The 16990-nt window shown below is 68.7% G+C and carries 14 protein-coding genes; 11 read left to right on the top strand and 3 right to left on the bottom strand.

Features of this window, described 5'->3' with window-relative positions:
* The first annotated feature begins 40 nt into the window (after nt 1-40).
* Genes V9K99_RS39035 through V9K99_RS39020 form a run of 4 tightly spaced genes read left to right on the top strand, consistent with a single transcriptional unit; the run spans nt 41 to nt 5053 of the window.
* Nucleotides 41-1387 carry an ammonium transporter gene (locus V9K99_RS39035; protein ID WP_442914759.1) on the top strand — a complete coding sequence of 449 codons (1347 nt, stop codon included), beginning with the start codon at nt 41-43 and terminating at the stop codon, nt 1385-1387.
* Complete coding sequence (locus tag V9K99_RS39030; protein ID WP_132212583.1) at nt 1384-1722, top strand: P-II family nitrogen regulator; 339 nt, start codon at nt 1384-1386, stop codon at nt 1720-1722. Before V9K99_RS39035 ends, V9K99_RS39030 begins: the two co-directional genes overlap by 4 nt.
* A complete protein-coding gene (locus V9K99_RS39025; RefSeq protein ID WP_337008419.1) occupies nt 1723-3984 on the top strand; it encodes a [protein-PII] uridylyltransferase in 2262 nt (753 codons plus the stop codon).
* A 10-nt stretch (nt 3985-3994) separates the two neighbouring features.
* Complete coding sequence (locus tag V9K99_RS39020) at nt 3995-5053, top strand: DUF2332 domain-containing protein (protein WP_337008420.1); 1059 nt, start codon at nt 3995-3997, stop codon at nt 5051-5053.
* Nucleotides 5054-5287: 234 nt separating this feature from the next.
* Here V9K99_RS39020 and V9K99_RS39015 read toward each other — a convergent pair whose 3' ends face one another.
* The 3 genes from V9K99_RS39015 to V9K99_RS39005 all read right to left on the bottom strand — a co-directional run bounded on the left by V9K99_RS39015 (nt 5288) and on the right by V9K99_RS39005 (nt 7688).
* A complete protein-coding gene (locus V9K99_RS39015; protein WP_337008421.1) occupies nt 5288-6022 on the bottom strand; it encodes an arginase family protein in 735 nt (244 codons plus the stop codon).
* A 241-nt stretch (nt 6023-6263) separates the two neighbouring features.
* Nucleotides 6264-7199: a hypothetical protein gene (locus V9K99_RS39010; RefSeq protein WP_337008423.1), complete on the bottom strand. Its 936-nt coding sequence runs from the start codon at nt 7197-7199 to the stop codon at nt 6264-6266.
* Nucleotides 7200-7256: 57 nt separating this feature from the next.
* A complete protein-coding gene (locus V9K99_RS39005; protein WP_337008425.1) occupies nt 7257-7688 on the bottom strand; it encodes a hypothetical protein in 432 nt (143 codons plus the stop codon).
* Between the two features lie 146 nt (nt 7689-7834).
* On the opposite strand from V9K99_RS39005, the gene ffh reads away from it, so the two are divergent.
* The 7 genes from ffh (at nt 7835) to V9K99_RS38970 (ending at nt 16908) form a co-directional block, all read left to right on the top strand.
* The gene (gene ffh / locus V9K99_RS39000; RefSeq protein ID WP_337008427.1) at nt 7835-9403 is read left to right on the top strand and encodes a signal recognition particle protein; all 1569 of its coding nucleotides are present in this window, start codon (nt 7835-7837) and stop codon (nt 9401-9403) included.
* A gap of 193 nt (nt 9404-9596) precedes the next feature.
* Nucleotides 9597-10946, top strand: a complete 1350-nt coding sequence (locus V9K99_RS38995; protein WP_337008429.1) for a lytic transglycosylase domain-containing protein — start codon at nt 9597-9599, stop codon at nt 10944-10946.
* 261 nt (nt 10947-11207) lie between these two features.
* Nucleotides 11208-12356, top strand: coding sequence for a lytic transglycosylase domain-containing protein (locus V9K99_RS38990; protein ID WP_337008431.1), 1149 nt, complete (start codon nt 11208-11210; stop codon nt 12354-12356).
* Between the two features lie 24 nt (nt 12357-12380).
* Complete coding sequence (locus V9K99_RS38985) at nt 12381-13475, top strand: amidohydrolase family protein (protein WP_337008433.1); 1095 nt, start codon at nt 12381-12383, stop codon at nt 13473-13475.
* 131 nt (nt 13476-13606) lie between these two features.
* Nucleotides 13607-14980: an N-acetylmuramoyl-L-alanine amidase gene (locus V9K99_RS38980; RefSeq protein ID WP_337008435.1), complete on the top strand. Its 1374-nt coding sequence runs from the start codon at nt 13607-13609 to the stop codon at nt 14978-14980.
* Nucleotides 14981-15112: 132 nt separating this feature from the next.
* A complete protein-coding gene (locus V9K99_RS38975; RefSeq protein WP_337008437.1) occupies nt 15113-16282 on the top strand; it encodes a sensor histidine kinase in 1170 nt (389 codons plus the stop codon).
* A complete protein-coding gene (locus V9K99_RS38970; protein ID WP_337008439.1) occupies nt 16270-16908 on the top strand; it encodes a response regulator transcription factor in 639 nt (212 codons plus the stop codon). The genes V9K99_RS38975 and V9K99_RS38970 overlap by 13 nt, the downstream gene beginning before the upstream one ends.
* Nucleotides 16909-16990 lie beyond the last annotated feature (82 nt).

Raw genomic sequence — 16990 nt, 5'->3', positions numbered from 1 at the left:
CGACTGAGGACGCCGGCCACTCCCCAGATCGATGGAAGGGATGACGTTGATGGAGATCAACGCCGGCGATACCGCCTGGGTCTTGGCAAGCGCCGCCCTGGTGCTCTTGATGACACCGGGCTTGGCTTTCTTCTACGGCGGCATGGTGCGCGTCAAGAGCGTGCTGAACATGATGATGATGAGCGCCATCACCATCGCCGTCGTCACCGTGTTGTGGGTGCTGGTCGGTTACTCGCTGACGTTCGGCGGTGACACCGGGCACGTGATCGGCAACTTCTCCGAAGCCGGCCTGTCCGGCCTGATCGCGCCCGAGGCGGTGAGCGGGACGATCCCGACGCTGGCCTTCGTCGCCTTCCAGCTGATGTTCGCGATCATCACGCCGGCCCTGATCTCGGGTGCCATCGCCGACCGGGCCACCTTCCGTGGCTGGATCGCGTTCGTGGTGGGCTGGACGTGCCTGGTGTACTTCCCGGTCGCCCACTCGGTCTGGTTCCTGGACGAGGGCAACGGCGGCTGGATCGGCGACAAGTTGGGCGCGATCGACTTCGCCGGTGGTACCGCGGTGCACGTGAACGCCGGTGCGGCCGCGCTGGCCCTGGCGATCGTGCTGGGCAAGCGGATCGGCTGGAAGAAGGACCCGATGCGGCCGCACAGCCTGCCGCTGGTCGTCCTCGGTGCCGGTCTGCTGTGGTTCGGCTGGTTCGGCTTCAACGCGGGCTCGGCGCTGAGCGCCGGCACCACCGCCGCGGTCACCTTCGTGAACACCCAGGTCGCCACCGCTGCCGCCGTGATCGGCTGGCTGATCGTGGAGCGGATCCGGCACGGTAAGGCCACCACGCTGGGCATGGCGTCCGGTGCGGTGGCCGGTCTGGTCGCGATCACCCCGGCCTGTGGCGCCCTCACCCCGGTCGGCTCGCTCATCCTCGGTGTGGTCGCCGGTGGTATCTGCGCCTTCGCGGTCTCGCTGAAGTACAAGCTCGGCTTCGACGACTCGCTCGACGTGGTCGGCGTCCACCTGGTCGGCGGTCTGGTCGGCTCGCTGGCGATCGGCTTCCTGGGTACGGCGGCGGCCCCGTCGGCCGTGGACGGCCTGTTCTACGGCGGCGGCGCCTCGCAGCTGGGCAAGCAGGCACTGGCGAATCTCGTGGTCGCCGTCTACTCCTTCACCGTCGCCTTCATCCTCGGCAAGGTGATCGACCTGACCATCGGCTTCCGGCTCAAGGAGGAGGACGAGGTCGCCGGTGTCGACCAGGTCGAGCACGCCGAGACGGCGTACGACTTCCTCGGTGCGTCTGGTCTGCGTGGGCACACCCCGCTGGCCCGGCAGAGCGCCGAGGCCGAGAATGGCGCCACTGAGTCCTCGGAAAAGGAAGGTGCGCACGCATGAAGCTGATCACCGCGGTGGTCAAGCCGCACAAGCTGGAGGACGTCCGGGCCGCGCTGGAGACGTTCGGCGTCACCGGCATGACCGTGACCGAGGCCAGCGGCTACGGCCGGCAGAAGGGTCACACCGAGGTCTACCGCGGCGCGGAGTACGAGGTGGACCTGGTCCCGAAGGTCCGGGTCGAGGTCGTCGTCGAGGACGGCGACAGCGCGGACGTGGTGGACGTGATCGTCAAGGCCGCGCAGACCGGCAAGATCGGTGACGGCAAGGTCTGGGTGACGCCGGTGGAGTCCATCGTCCGGGTGCGTACCGGCGAGCTCGACGGCGACGCGCTGTAGATGGTCGATCGAGCAGAACAGCGGCGCGTCCGTGCCGAGGAGGCCGACGCGCTGCTGTACCTGCTCCTCTCCAAGGCTTGTGACGCCCTCGGTGTACCCACCGAGGGCGTCGCGCTGGTCGCTGTCGGCGGCTACGGCCGGGAGGAGCTGTCGCCGTACAGCGACCTCGACGTGATGCTCGTGCACGCCGAGGGGTACCCACGGGTGGACGAGCTCGCCGCACAGATCTGGTATCCCCTGTGGGACTCCCGGACCAAGCTGGACCACAGTGTCCGGACCGTCGACGAGGCCCGCAAGGCGGCCGCCGACGACATCCGGGTCGCTCTCGGCCTACTGGACGCACGGCACGTCGCAGGGGACTCACACCTCACACTGCAGTTGCGGTCCGTGCTGATGGCGGACTGGCGCCGTACTGCTCGCTCACGGCTGCCTGCCCTCGCAGAGGCGTGCCGGGACCGTGCGTCCACAGTCGGAGAGCTCGCGCACCTCGCAGAGCCCGACCTCAAGGAGGCGTACGGCGGTCTGCGGGATGCCGTCGTACTGCGTGCCTTGGTGGCTTCGTGGTTGATCGACGTACCGCACCCAGTGGTGGAGCGGGCGCGACTGGACCTGTTGGAGGTTCGGGACGAGCTACACACGGTTGCGGGACGTTCTACTGACCGGCTGGTCGCTGACGTGGCTGGAGAGGTCGCCGCGGGGCTCGGCATGGACGGCCGGGACGAGCTCCTGCGGCACGTGTACTCGACCGGTCGGACGCTCGCCCATGTGTGTGACGTGTCTTGGCGACGGATCGAGAGCCTGATGACCGGGCCGACTCGGTCCCGGCGTCGTCAGCGGACCGGGGGACCGGTGCTGCTGGCACTCGACGAGGGAGTCGGCCAGCACGAGGGTGAAGTCGTACTGATGCCCGACGCGCGGCCGGAGCGGGACGCAGTACTGGGCCTGCGCGCTGCTGCTGTTGCCGCCGACCGAGAGCTTGTCTTGTCGCCTGCTGTCTGTGGACGGCTGGCTAATCGTGCACTGGCGCTTCCTGAGCCGTGGCCTGGTGAGGCGCGGCGCCTGCTGTGCGCTCTGCTGGGTGCTGGCAGCGGTCTGCTCGAGGTTTGGGAGGCGCTGGACCAGTCCGGCTACATCTCGCGGATTCTGCCGGAGTGGGACACGGTGAGGTTCCGGCCGCCGCAATCGGCCATTCACCGCTTCACAGTCGACCGGCACCTGCTGGAGACGTGTGTCGAGGCTTCGAAGATGGTCCGCGACGTACGGCGGCCTGACTTGCTGCTGGTCGCCGCTCTGCTGCATGACCTCGGTAAGGCGGTCGAAGGCGACCACAGCGTGACAGGCGCGGTGATCGCGGGGACTGTGGCTCGTCGGCTCGGTTTCGTCGAGTCGGACGCCGACACGATCGCACTGCTGGTCCGGCAGCACCTGATGCTCGCGCAGGTCGCCACCCGGCGGGACCTGGACGACCCGATGACCGTAGAACTGGTCGCGGGCATCGTCCGCAACACAGAGACGCTCGACCTGTTGGAAGCCCTCACGTACGCCGACGCGCGTGCTGCCGGCCCTGCGGCCTCCTCACCGTGGCGGATGCGGCTGGTCGGTGAGCTGTGCCGACGGGTGCGCAGTGAGCTGGCCGGAGGCGGGGAGAGCATGTGGACCGAGGCTCCGCCGATCCCAGTACCAACACTGCAGCAGATCGTCGGAGTAGGACGGCTGGGCGTGACTGTCTCCGAGCATCTCGGTGACGTCCGGGTCAATGTCGCCGTACCCGATCAAGTGGGCACGCTGTCGACTGTTGCGGCTGTGCTGGCTGTTGAGCGGCTCCCCGTACGGTCCGCGGTCATCACGTCGGTCGAGGGTCTGGGCATCTCGCAGTGGACCGTTGCCGGGTCACCTGACCCGGTGCGGTTGCGCGACCGGCTGGCGGTGGCGCTGCGCGACGACACCGACCTGGTACGGCGCTTGGCCGCACGCGACTCGTCTGCGGTGAAGGCACGGGTCGCCAGCCGGGTGGACCTGTTGCCCGGTGCATCAGAGACGGCCACGGTGCTGCAGGTGCGAGCACACGACCGTCCAGGCCTGCTGTACGACGTCACGTCGGCGATTGCGTCCACTGGTGCTGACATCCGGTCCGCCCACGTGAGCACGCTGGGTGCTGAGTGTGTGGACGTCTTCTACCTCACCGACAACCAGGGCTCGCCCCTCGACGACGAAGACGCGCGTACGACGGCAAAGACGGTCCTGGATCGTTTGACCTTCTAGTGTCGGCAGTGTGCATGTCGTAGAGACACTTCAGCGTCAAGCGATCGCCTGCGAGGAGCTCGGGTCGTCGATGTACGCCGAGCTGTGCCGGCTGCTCGTGGACGACTACGAGGTCGGTGGCATGTCCACCGGCGTACTGGCCGGCTATGAGGACCGTCCGTTCGGTGACGCGATCGCACTGCGGTTGCTGGGCGCTGTGCACCGGCTGGTGCTGGCTGGCGAGGCGCCGGAGCTTGCAGGCTTCTATCCGAGCGTGGGTGGTTCGTGGGACCCGGTGCTGGGCTGGGAGGCGTTCGAGCAGGTGTTGCAGTCCCGGTCTGCGGAGCTGCGGTCGTTGCTGACCCAGCCGCCGCAGACCAACGAGGTAGGCCGGGCTGCCGCGCTGTACGGCGGTCTGCTGCAGCTCGTTGAGGCTGTGCCGCTCCCGGTGCGGCTCTTCGAGATCGGGGCGAGTGGCGGGCTCAACCTGCGGGCGGACCACTTCCGGTACAACCTGCCCGACGGGACTGGGTTTGGACCGGCTGACAGCCCAGTGGTCTTCGACAACGCGTGGTCGGGACAGGCGCTGAAGCCCCAGCCAGTGCGGATCGCTGAGCGGGTTGGAAGCGACATCGCGCCGGTGAACCCTCTGACCGAGGACGGTGCGCGCACGCTGACGTCGTACGTGTGGCCGGACATGCCGGTGCGATTGGCCCGGTTGCGCGGTGCCCTGGAGATCGCACGTGCAGTGCCGGCCGACGTACGGCGGGAGGACGCGGTCTCGTTCCTGCGGGGGCTGGAGTTGTCGGAGGGGCACGTGACGGTCGTGTGGCACTCGATCATGTGGCAGTACCTGACCCGCGACGACCGGGCCGCTGTGGAGTCGCGGCTGGCGGAGCTTGGCGCCACGGCGGGGGAGTCGTCACCGTTGGCGCGGCTGAGGCTCGAACCCCTGCCGCGGACAGCGGGCGGGCCGTACGACTTCCTGGTCGACCTGCAGCTGTGGCCGGGCGGCGTACGGCGGACCCTCGGCCGAGCCGAGCCCCATGGCCAAGGCCTGGTCTGGGAACTTCCCACCGAGGTCAGGTAAGCGGCTACGACCCGGCACTCGGGTACTACGTCGCACTGTGCGCCGTACCCGATCGCCGCCGACGGCACCTTCACCGCCCAGATCCACATCGCCGAGGTCAACTCCGGCCTCGACTGCAGCGACCCCGACATCACTTGCGCGATCGTCTCCCGACGCGACCACGTCGCATCGAACGACCGGACCGGCGACGTCTACATCCCCGTGTCCTTCAGCTGATCTTGTTGCCAGCGGCCCTCAACTGAGGGCGGCCACCAAGGTGTCGGTGAGCTCGGCGGCGTAGGTGCCGTCCGGGTCCAGGTCGGGGTCGAAGATGCCGATGTCGATCCCCATGCAGGTGGGTGCCGCGAGCAACGGTCGGAGCAGGGCGACGAGCTGGGCGTGATCGATGCCGCCCGGGTCGGGACTGTCGACCGCCGGCATGATCTCCGCGTCGAGGATGTCGACGTCGAGATGCACCCAGAATCCGTCGAGCTCCTGGAGATGCTCGAGTACGCCGCTCGCCGCGCTAGCCGGGTCCGCGGCGATCTTTTCGGCCGGCCAGACCGGGATCCCGGCCTCGCGCACATCCCCGACGTACTCGTCGTCCGCCCGGATGCCGAGCAGCGCCGCATCGGTGTCTCTCGTGTAGGGGCCCAGGTGTTCGAGATCGGTGAGATCCGCCTGCCCGCGCCCGGTGATCAACGCGAGCGCCTCACCGCCGGCGGCCCCCACGTACGGCGAGTTGTCGACCGTCCGGAAGTCCGAGTGCCCGTCCAGGTAGACGACGCCGTACCGCCCCCGCCGCTTCAACGCCAACGCCGGCCCGAGCAGATTGCTGCACTCGCCTCCCAGCAGCACCACGAACCGATCCTCGTCGAACAACTTCGTCAACCGATCCGCCAACTTCACCGTGTACGACGCCATCCCCGCCGCGTTGAACACCCCGTCCCCCGGCTTCCACCCCTCCCGGTCATACCGAGGCGGCGTCACACATCCCGCATCCTCAGCCCCGATCCGCTGGAGAAACCCCTGATCCCGCACCGCCCCCGCCAACTTGTAACACCCCGGCACCGCCCCCACCACAGGCGCCCGCAACCCCAAGTTAGAAGGCCCATCCACCACCACCCGCCGCTTCCCCACCCCAGCCTCCTAACCATTAATCACGTGCAATCCGGTTAGATCCTCACCGCCATCCACCCACCTGTCAACAACCCTCCTCCGACCGCCTTTGTCACTCTCGCCTATGGGCCTGGTTTGGCGTGGAGGTTGTGATTGTCCGCCGTGCACCCTGTCCTAGCATCGGTCTCCGCATCACCGCCCCAACGGCCGCCGCCTGCGCCTCCAGAAACTGCAATCCACCGGCCACGTCGGCCGCCGCACCCTTGGGTCGGTCCTGCCAACGCTCGACAGTCGGCCCATCAACATCAAACGGCCGCCGACCGCCGTACCGGTAATACCGCCGAATCTCGTCAACCTTCGCGTCCAACCCCATCCGGATCTCCTCCCCGACGCGTTCGCCGATGCTTGTCGGCTGGTCGGGCAGTTGAGGCCAGACGTCGTGCAGCATCGGCCTGATCAGCGCCGCTCGCACGGCCCGCTGGTGCTCCTCGTGATGCGGTACGACGTCCCACAGCCGATTGCGGACCACGCCGCCGGCGAGTCGATCGAAATGCATCGCGGCCGGGCCGGCGACGAGCTCGTCCGTCAGTTGTTCGCGTGACTTGAAGGGTCCACTGGCTTGATCGAGTAGCCGATCGGTCGCCGCATAGGCCCCTTCGTACTGCGGTCCGGGCAGCACCACATCCAGGTAGCCAGCCCGCCACGTGAAGGCGTGGAAATCTTCCACGGCTCGTACTTCGGCGACGCCTTCAGTCAGGCCGAGGCTGTGGTTGGAGTGCACGGCGTTGGGCTCGGTGAGGGCCTTCAACTCCATGCCGGTGTGAGTCGACTCATGCAGGACGGTTGCCAGCGCCTCGGCCTGCTCGACGGGGTGCTGATGCGAAGTCGATCCAGTCAGGTGCGGCAACACCAGCTTGGCCGAGAGGCGGACAGCGCCAGTGAGCGGGCTGACGCTGCCCCAGACGGCCGCGTCGGTGGCGTAGAGCTCGCCGTTCCACCTGTCGATCGGCGTCGGCCGGAGCACCCGGGCTATCCGGTACAAGCGCACGAACTCTCGGTGGACTGCGGAGCCCGGCGGGATCAGCCGGTCGCCGGCCGGCACGAGTCAGCCTTCTCGACCGGTGGGGCTGTCGTCGGTCCACGTCGGCTCGCGAAGCTCGGCCTCGAGGTGATCCAGGACGCGGGTCATCGCTCTGATGTGCGGTGCCTCGTCCTTGGCCGCGCGGTCGGCGATCGCCCAAATGCGGCGACGCGCCTCCTGTAGTGCCGCGATCTGCTCTTCCACGGAGTCGCCGGTGCGATAGGAACTGGCGTGGATCGCGCCGGCCTCGTAGTACAGCGGGCTCCATTGGCGCGGCGGCGGGGGTGCGACGGCCAGCGACTCGATCAGGCGCAGCGCCCAGTCACGGTCTTCGGCTGGATCGTCGTCGGACACCAGCGCGCGCAATCTGTCTTGCTCGCGGCCGACGTCGGCCTGCTCGGTCCTGATCCGCCGCCTGGCGGCGCTGAAGGCCGAATTGAATCCCGCGATGTCCATCCGTGGTCCTTACCCGCAGTCGGTCACTCTCTCCGGCTAACGGTAGTGACGAACGCCCGACGGCAGCGGAAGTTATCCACAGGGTGGGGTGGTCGGTAGACTCGGTGGGGTTGTGGTGGCGGTTTCTCTGGAGAACGGATTGTTTCGTGTTCGATACGCTTTCTGATCGGTTGTCGGCGACGTTCAAGAACTTGCGTGGCAAGGGCAAGTTGACCGACGCCGATATCGAGGCGACGACGCGGGAGATCCGGATCGCGCTGCTGGAGGCGGATGTCGCGCTGCCGGTGGTGAAGGAGTTCATCGCGGCGGTCCGGGAGCGGGCCGGTGGGGCCGAGGTGCGCGGCGGGCTGAACCCGGCGCAGCAGGTGATCAAGATCGTCAACGAGGAACTGGTCACCATCCTCGGCGGCGAGACCCGCGAGCTGCGGATGGCCAAGCGGCCGCCGACGGTGATCATGCTGGCCGGTCTGCAGGGTGCCGGTAAGACGACCCTGGCCGGGAAGCTGGCCAAGTGGCTGAAGGAGACCCAGCACCAGACGCCGATGCTGGTCGCGGCCGACCTCCAGCGGCCGAACGCGGTGACCCAGCTGCAGGTGGTCGGCGACCGGGCCGGCGTACCGGTGTTCGCGCCGGAGCCGGGCAATGGCGTCGGCGACCCGGTGGACGTGGCCCGCAAGGCGATGGACGAGGCGCGGACCAAGCAGCACAGCGTGGTGATCGTCGACACGGCCGGCCGGCTCGGCATCGACGAGGACATGATGAAGCAGGCCGCGGACATCCGCGACGCGGTGCAGCCGGACGAGGTGCTGTTCGTCGTCGACGCGATGATCGGCCAGGACGCGGTGACGACGGCGCGGGCGTTCGAAGACGGTGTCGGGTTCGACGGCGTTGTGCTGACCAAGCTGGACGGTGACGCCCGCGGTGGTGCCGCGCTGTCGATCGCGCAGGTGACCGGCCGCCAGGTGATGTTCGCCTCGAACGGCGAGAAGCTCGAGGACTTCGACGTCTTCCACCCCGACCGGATGGCGTCGCGCATCCTCGGCATGGGTGACGTGATGAGCCTGATCGAGCAGGCCGAGCGCACCTTCGACGCCGAGCAGGCCGCCAAGACCGCGGCCAAGCTGCAGAAGAAGGGCGGCAAGGACTTCACCCTGGACGACTTCCTCGCCCAGATGCAGTCGGTCCGCAAGATGGGTCCGCTGACCAAGATCTTCGGCATGCTGCCGGGTGCGGCCCAGTTCAAGGACCAGCTGGAGAACTTCGACGAGCGCGAGATCGACCGGATCGAGGCGGTCATCCACTCGATGACACCGGCCGAGCGGACCGATCCGAACATCATCAACGGCTCCCGCCGGGCCCGGATCGCGAAGGGTTCCGGGACCGAGGTCGCGACCGTGAGCGGGCTTGTCGAGCGGTTCTTCGAGGCCCGCAAGATGATGAACGCGATGGCGACCGGCAAGGGCATCCCGGGGATGCCTGGAATGCCGGGGATGCCAGGGATGGCCGGTGGCGGCGGCGCCCGGAAGGCGAAGCAGCAGGCGAAGAAGGGCAAGAAGCGCGGCTCGGGCAACCCGGCCAAGCGGGCCGGCCAGGCCGGTCAGCCGTCCGCTCCGCAGCCGGGCCAGCTGCCGGCCGCGTTCGGCGGCGGTGGCCAGAACGGCGACGACTTCGAGCTCCCGGACGACCTGAAGAAGATGCTCGGCGGTGGCCAGTAGGTGAATCCTGTCCGCCGTTCGCCCGACGCGGCGGTGAGCAGGACCCGCCTACTGTGGGTAGACGGGGTGATCGGCACTCGGTGACTGCGTGAAGTGGCGCACCGTTACCGGTTGTCCGTAACCCTCGGGCGACTAAGATCGTGCCTACGCCCGAAGGAACACGTACTGCGGAACACGTCGAAGGACGGCTCGGATGAGGCAGCAGTTCAAGAACCTGGACACGTGGCGGGGGAAGCTGACCGCCACCTGGGTCATCTTGGCTCCGCCGACCGCCATGGTTGCCATGTTCGTCGCGGGCGGTGTCACCTCGAACACGTTCATCGTCGACGCGCACGCGCTGGCCCAGCCGCGCCAGGACGCGCAGTTCGACGACCTGGTCGACGATCTGCCGACCCAGCCTGGTGCCGACGGCAGCCTGCCGACCCAGGAGAAGTCGCAGATCCAGGTGCCGGTGACCGGGACCGTCGACGGTCCGGTGCAGCCGATCCCGGGCGTCATCGGCAACCCGTCGGGCATTCCGGGGACAGTGCTGGCGGCGTACCAGAAGGCTGCCAACGAGCTGGCCGTGGCGATGCCGGGTTGTCACATCACCTGGCCGTTGCTGGCCGGGATCGGCAAGGTCGAGTCCGCGCACGCCAGCGGCGGCCGGGTGGAGACGAACGGGAACACCCGGGGCAAGATCCTCGGCCCGGTCCTCGACGGCGGTCCGGGAATGGCCGCGATCACCGACACCGATCAGGGCCTGTACGACGGGAACACGGCCTGGGATCGTGCGGTCGGGCCGATGCAGTTCATCCCGGGGACGTGGAAGGCGTTCGGGGCGGACGGCAACGGCGACGGGGTCAAGGACCCGCACAACGTGTTCGACGCGGCGCGGGCGGCCGGCGACTACCTGTGCTCGGGCGGGGCGAACCTGTCCGATCCACAGGGCCTGGTGCAGGCAGTACTGCGCTACAACCACTCGATGGACTACGTGTCCACGGTCCTGCGGTGGATGCAGACGTACGCCAACCAGACCGTGACGATCCCGGACACGCAGGGCAACATCACCCCGCCGGACGACGACAACGGCAACGTGGACCACTCGAACGACCCGACCCGGCAGGGATCGACCACCACGCCGACCCCGGTCCCGACCACGACGCCGACGGCGGCCCCGACGTCTCAGCGCAGTACGCCGGTCCCGTCGACGACCACCTCGACGCCGGTCACCACGCCGACGTCGCCGAAGCCGCCGATCTCGACCACGACGACGCCGCGGCCTTCGCCGACGAACACCCCGGGCACCCCGTCGCAAACGCCGACGCCGACGCCGACTCCCACACCGACGCCGACGCCCACGCCGACTCCGACGCCCACCCCGACTCCGACGCCGACTCCCACGCCGACGCCGACGCCGACGCCCACGCCGACTCCGGACCCGACCTGCACGGCGACGCCGACCGCGACGCCCACCCCGACCCCGGACCCGTGCGCGACGGCCCCGCAGGGCGAGACGACGTCGCAGTCCACCCCGGACCAGGCGCCCCAGCCGGCTGGCTGAACCAGCCGGGCAGACCGGGTTTCAGGCCGGGGTAACCGGGCAGATTACCTGCGTCCTCGCGCGACCGTCGCGGCCGATCCACGCTCGATGGGTGCCCGTTTTCAGGGGTGTTGGCGGGTCAGGTAACTTTGCGTCGACTTGATGTAACTTTCTGGCGTATAGATCGTTGAGGGGACTATGCGCCTAACCCGTAGTGGTAACCGTCGGGTCAAAATCATCATCGCTTCACTGTGCACGGCCCCGCTCCTGGTCGGGGCCATCGTGACAGTCGCCTCGGGCGGGGCCGGTGCCTCCGGTCAGCTCGCGGCGGACAGCCCGGTTGCTCCATCGCCTGGAGCCGGGCTGAACAGCGGTGAGTTCGACGAACTGACGATGATCGTTCCGCAGCGTCCTGGAGTGGACGGCCGGCTCGGTTCGGACAAGCCTGCCCGTGCCGACGTCCCCGTGCAGGGCGCGACCGACGGCCGGTCCGTGGTCCGGCCGGGACGACCGGATGCCGTCAACGGCATCCCGCGCGGGGTGTTCCCCGCCTATCGCCGCGCCACCGCGAACCTCGCCGTGGTCCGGCCGAACTGTGGGCTCACCTGGCCGTTGCTGGCCGGGATCGGCAAGGTCGAGTCCGACCACGCCAGCGGCGGCCGGGTCGACGTGGCCGGCACCACCCGGGGCAAGATCCTCGGCCCGGTGCTGAACGGTCGCCGCGGCAACGGCCGGATCACCGACTCGGACAAGGGCCGGTACGACGGCGATCTGACCTGGGACCGTGCCGTCGGGCCGATGCAGATCATTCCGCAGGTGTGGGACGAGTTCGGTGCCGACGGCAACGGCGACGGCTTCCGCAACCCGAACAACGTGTACGACGCGGTCACCACAGTCGCTGTGTACCTGTGCTCGGAGGGGGACGACCTGAAGCAGCCGCGGGATCTGGTCGCGTCCCTGCTGCGCTACCAGCACTCCAAGGACTTCGTCGCCACCGTGCTGAAGTGGATGCGGGTCTACAGCAAGAGCGCGGTGCTGATCCCGAACGAGAAGGGCAGCCTGTCGGTGCCCAAGGCGACCGGCAACGCCGAGCGCAAGGTGGACCCGCGCGAGGTGCCGGACGTCCCGGACGACAAGCCGACCACGTCAGCCACGCCGAAACCGACCGCGCCGACGACCACCGTCGACCCGACGCTGCCGGACCCGGTGGACACGCCCACCAAGGAGCCGACGCACAGGCCGACGAAGCCGACGACGCGTCCGTCGCCGACTCCCACGCCGACACCGACTCCCACGCCGACGCCCACCCCGACTCCGACACCCACCCCGACACCGACTCCGACCCCGACGGCCACGCCGACCGGTACGCCGTGTTCGACGAGTGATCCGACCACGCCCACCTGCACCCCGGGCGGCGGCTCGCACGGCTGACCGTACGCCGGTTAACGTCGCCGTATGACGGAAACCGGCGTACTCAGGCTCGTTGGCACGGTGTTGCCGGCCGGCGAGCGGCAGGAGATCCATCTCAGCGGTGGGCTGGTCGTGGACCGGCCCGCCGCTGCCGATGTCAGCACCGTGCACACCGGCGGCTGGATCGTGCCCGGCCTGGTCGACGCGCACTGTCACATCGGGCTGGACCAGCACGGTGCCGTCGACCGGGAGATCCAGGAGCAGCAGGCGGTCGCCGACCGGGAGGCCGGTGCGCTGCTGGTCCGCGACGCGGGGTCGGCCGCGGACACCCGGTGGATCGACGACCGCGAGGACCTGCCGAAGATCATCCGGGCCGGCCGGCACATCGCCCGGTCCAAGCGCTACATCCGCAACTACGGCTGGGAGATCGAGCCGGACGAGCTGGTCGCGTACGTCGAGCAGGAGGCGCGGCGTGGTGACGGCTGGGTCAAGCTGGTCGGCGACTGGATCGACCGCGATGCCGGCGACCTGACCGCCTGCTGGCCGGCGGAGGCGCTGAACGCGGCGATCGCGCGCGCTCACGAGCTCGGCGCCCGGGTCACCGCGCACGTCTTCGGCGAGCACGCCCTGCCGGACCTACTTGCCGCCGGCATCGACTGCATCGAGCACGGGACCGGCCTGCTCCCGGACATGCTCGACCGGATGGCCGAGCACGGGGTCGCCGTCGTCCCGACCCTCATCCAGTTGGAGAACTTCCCGCAGTACGCCGACCAGGCCGCCGCCAAGTTCCCGGTGTACGCGACCCATATGCGCGACCTGTACGACCGCCGCCTCGACCGACTCCGGGACGCCTACGAGGCCGGCGTACCCGTGTATGCCGGGACCGACGCGGGCGGGGTGCTCGGGCACGGCCTTGTGGCGCAGGAGATCCAGGCACTGACGAGCATCGGCCTGTCGGGGGAGCAGGCGCTGGCCGCCGGATCGTGGGCGGCGCGCGAGTGGCTGGGTGCCCCGAGCAACCTCCGGCCGGGTGATCCGGCCGATCTGGTCGTGTACGACGAGGATCCGCGGGCGAATCCCGCCGTACTCAGTCACCCGCGGGTGATCCTGTTGCGTGGCAAGGTGGTCTTCACCGCGTGATGGCCCGAGTTCACGCCGTGACGGGAAAAAGTTCACTCAAACACTGGTCCCGGCGGAAGATCTTGACCTAGCGTGGGCTCACGGGACCGCCGACGCCCCTCGGCGGACCGCATCAGGGAAGGAACCGCCCCATGGGGAAAACCGCCCGAGTACCCATCTCCAAACTCTCCGCACTGCTCGCCACCGCGGCCGCCGGCGCCCTCGCACTGAGTGCCCTGCCGAGCAACGCCGCCGAGCCATCCGAGCCGCCGAGAGCGACAGCTGACCTCGCCACCGCATTCCAGGAGGCGGCGGCCAAGTACGACGTACCAAGAGAGGTGCTCGTCGGCGTCGGGTACGCCGAGTCGCACCTCGACGGCCACAACGGGCTGCCCAGCCAGGCCAACGGGTACGGCGTCATGCACCTGGTCAGCAACAACAAGAATCCGACGATGTCCGAGGCAACAAAGCTCACCGGCCTGCCGGTCGAGAAGCTTGCCAAGGACACCGCAGCCAACGTCCTCGGCGCCGCCGCCGTGCTGGACTCGTACGCCGACGCCGCGAAGCTGACCGAGCGGTCGAACCTCGGCAAGTGGTACGAGGTGATCGCGAAGTACTCGCACTCGGCCGACGCACCGACCGGCCGGCTCTACACCGACGAGGTGTACCGGATCATCGGCCAGGGCGTGAACGCCGCGGGCGTCACCACCCAGCCGAAGAAGGTCACCCCGGACCGTGGCGCGTACGCGAAGGTCGCCCCGCTCGGCACGCGTACGCCGACCTCGGTCGCGGCTGTGGACTACCCGGGCGCGATCTGGAACGCGGCCAGCACCAGCAACTACCGGGTCGGCCGGACCGCGGCCATCTCCACGATCGTCATCCACGTGACGCAGGGCTCGTACGCCGGCACGATCAGCTGGTTCAAGAACCCGTCGGCCCAGGTGAGCGCGCACTACGTGATCCGGTCCAGTGACGGGCAGGTCACCCAGATGGTGGCCGAGAAGGACACGGCCTGGCACGTGCGGACCGAGAACCCGTACACGATCGGGATCGAGCACGAGGGCTGGGTCGATCAGCCGTCCTGGTTCACCGACGCGATGTACCGCTCGTCGGCCGCGCTGACCAGGAACATCGCCGACCGTCGCGGCATCCCGAAGGACCGGGCCCACATCCGGGGCCACAATGAGATGCCGAACAACGACCACACCGACCCGGGTCCGAACTGGAACTGGAACTACTACATGCAGCTGGTGAACGGCGGGAACCCGAACCCGCCGACGTACAACTTCACCACCTACGGCAGCGGTGTCCGGGTCCGTTCGGCGCCCAGCCTGTCCGCCTCGATCGTGACCACACTGCCCGGCCCGACCCAGGTGTACGTCACCTGCCAGGTGAAGGGTGATCCGGTCACTGCCGAGGGCACCACCAACGACTGGTGGGCCAAGCTGCGCGACCAGGGTGGCTACATGACCAACATCTACATCGACCACCCGGATCCGAAACTCCCAGGCGTCCCCGAGTGCTAGTCAGATCCTCCTGAGCTCGTACGGCGGGTGGTAGCGAGGCTACTGCCCGCCCGTACGATCCAGTGGGCACCCGCGCGAAGAGTAGAGCCTGCTGTACCGACTGCGGGGCGCTGGTGCCGGAGGATTGGGGACATGTTGACCAAGATCCTGTCCCGTGGCGGCAGAGCCAGCGGCTACCTGGCGGTCCGCTTCCTGACGGGCATGGGCATCCTCGCGGCGCTCCCGCTCGGTCTGCTGTTCAGCTGGCTTCCTCCAGTGCGGGCCGGTCTGGTCCGGCTGGCGAACTTCGAACGGTCCCAAGCCTCTAGGTACCTCGAGCTACCGGCTGATCCCGGTGGCAAGTCCTTCAAGCGCAGTCTGTGGCTGCTGTGGATGCCGCTCCTCATGGTGCCCGAGCTGTTCGTGGCGGTCATCGCAGTGATCGCAGCACCGGCCGCACTCGCCGGCATGCTGCTGTGGAGGCTTGACCCGGGCAACTTCTCGCTGATGGGCATGGACGTCGACAGCTGGCTCGACGCGCTCACACTCGGCCCACTACAGATCCTGGTCGGTCTGGCCGTGCTGGGCTGGGGAGCACCCGCAGTAGCGCGTCGGCATGCTCAGACGGTCCGCAACGTGCTGGCACCCGGTGAAGCCGAGCTGCTCTCGCTGCGCGTGGAGGAGCTCACCAGGAGCCGGGCAGGTGCCGTCGACTCGCACGGAGCCGAGCTGCGTCGCATCGAGCGGGACCTGCACGACGGCACCCAGGCACAGCTGGTCTCTCTGGCCATGCGCATCGGTATCGCCAAGCAGATGATGGCCGACGACCCGGAGAAGGCGGCCAGCCTCCTTGACGACGCCCGTGACGGTGCAGAGCAGGCCATGAACGAGCTGCGCGGCGTACTGCGGACCATGTACCCGCCGATCCTCGCCGACCGCGGTCTGGCCGGAGCGGTCTCCGCACTGTGCGCCCGCTGCCCACTGCCGGTAGAGCTCCGGCTGGGCGAGCTAGGCCAGGTCCCGGCGGCAGTAGAGGCTGCGGCCTACTTCGTCGTCGCGGAGTCCCTCACCAACATCACCAAACACTCCGCGGCCGGGCATGTCGACGTACTGATGGAACGGCGTGGTCCGGAGCTGTACCTGGCGATCACCGACGACGGGATCGGTGGTGCGCGGATCGCCGAGCAGTCCGACCTTCTGGGCCGGGGGAGCGGTCTGCATGGCATGCTCCACCGGGTGGAAGCGATCGACGGACGGCTGGAGCTGCAGAGCCCGATCGGTGGGCCGACCACGGTCGAGGTGGTGCTGCCGTGCGGGTCGTGATCCTGGAGGACAACCCGATCCTGGCCGAGGGGCTCGGCCTGTTGCTCGGCAACTCCGGCTTCGAGGTGGTCGCGGTCGCCAGTGACGCGGACGAGTTCGCCAAGGTCATGGCCGACAACGCCCCGGACATCGCGATCGTCGACGTACGACTGCCGCCCACCTTCACCGACGAGGGCCTGCGCGCCGCCATCGAGGCCCGCCGGGTCCGCCCGGGTCTCCCGGTGCTCGTCTTCTCGCAGTACGTCGAAGAGGTGTACGCCGCCGAGTTGCTGGCCGCCGGAAGTGAAGGCGTCGGCTACCTGCTCAAGGACCGCGTGTCCCGGGTGGACGAGTTCCTGGAGGCGGTACGGCGAGTTGCAGCCGGCGGGACCGTGCTCGACCCGGAAGTGGTCAGCCAGCTGATGGTCAAGCGGAGCAGTCCGCTGGATCGGCTGACACCGCGTGAGCGTGAGGTGCTTGCGCTGATGGCGGAGGGACTGGGCAACACGGCGATCGCGGCGAAGCTGGTGATCTCCGAAGGGGCCGTCCACAAGCACGTCGGCAATGTGTTCCTCAAGCTCGATCTGCCCCCGACCGACTCGGGTCACCGCCGGGTGCTCGCCGTACTCGCGCACCTCGGTCTCTGACAACGTCGGTCATTCGCTCTTGACGAGCTGTCCTCGGTAGGCCACTCTCAAGTGCGAGAGCGCTCTCACGCACCGAACCGCC

It is taken from the genome of Kribbella sp. CCNWLW201 (assembly GCF_037203805.1).
Taxonomy (GTDB): domain Bacteria; phylum Actinomycetota; class Actinomycetes; order Propionibacteriales; family Kribbellaceae; genus Kribbella.
Note: the sequence above shows the minus strand (reverse complement) of the source record. Positions and strands in the feature narration are given on the sequence as shown.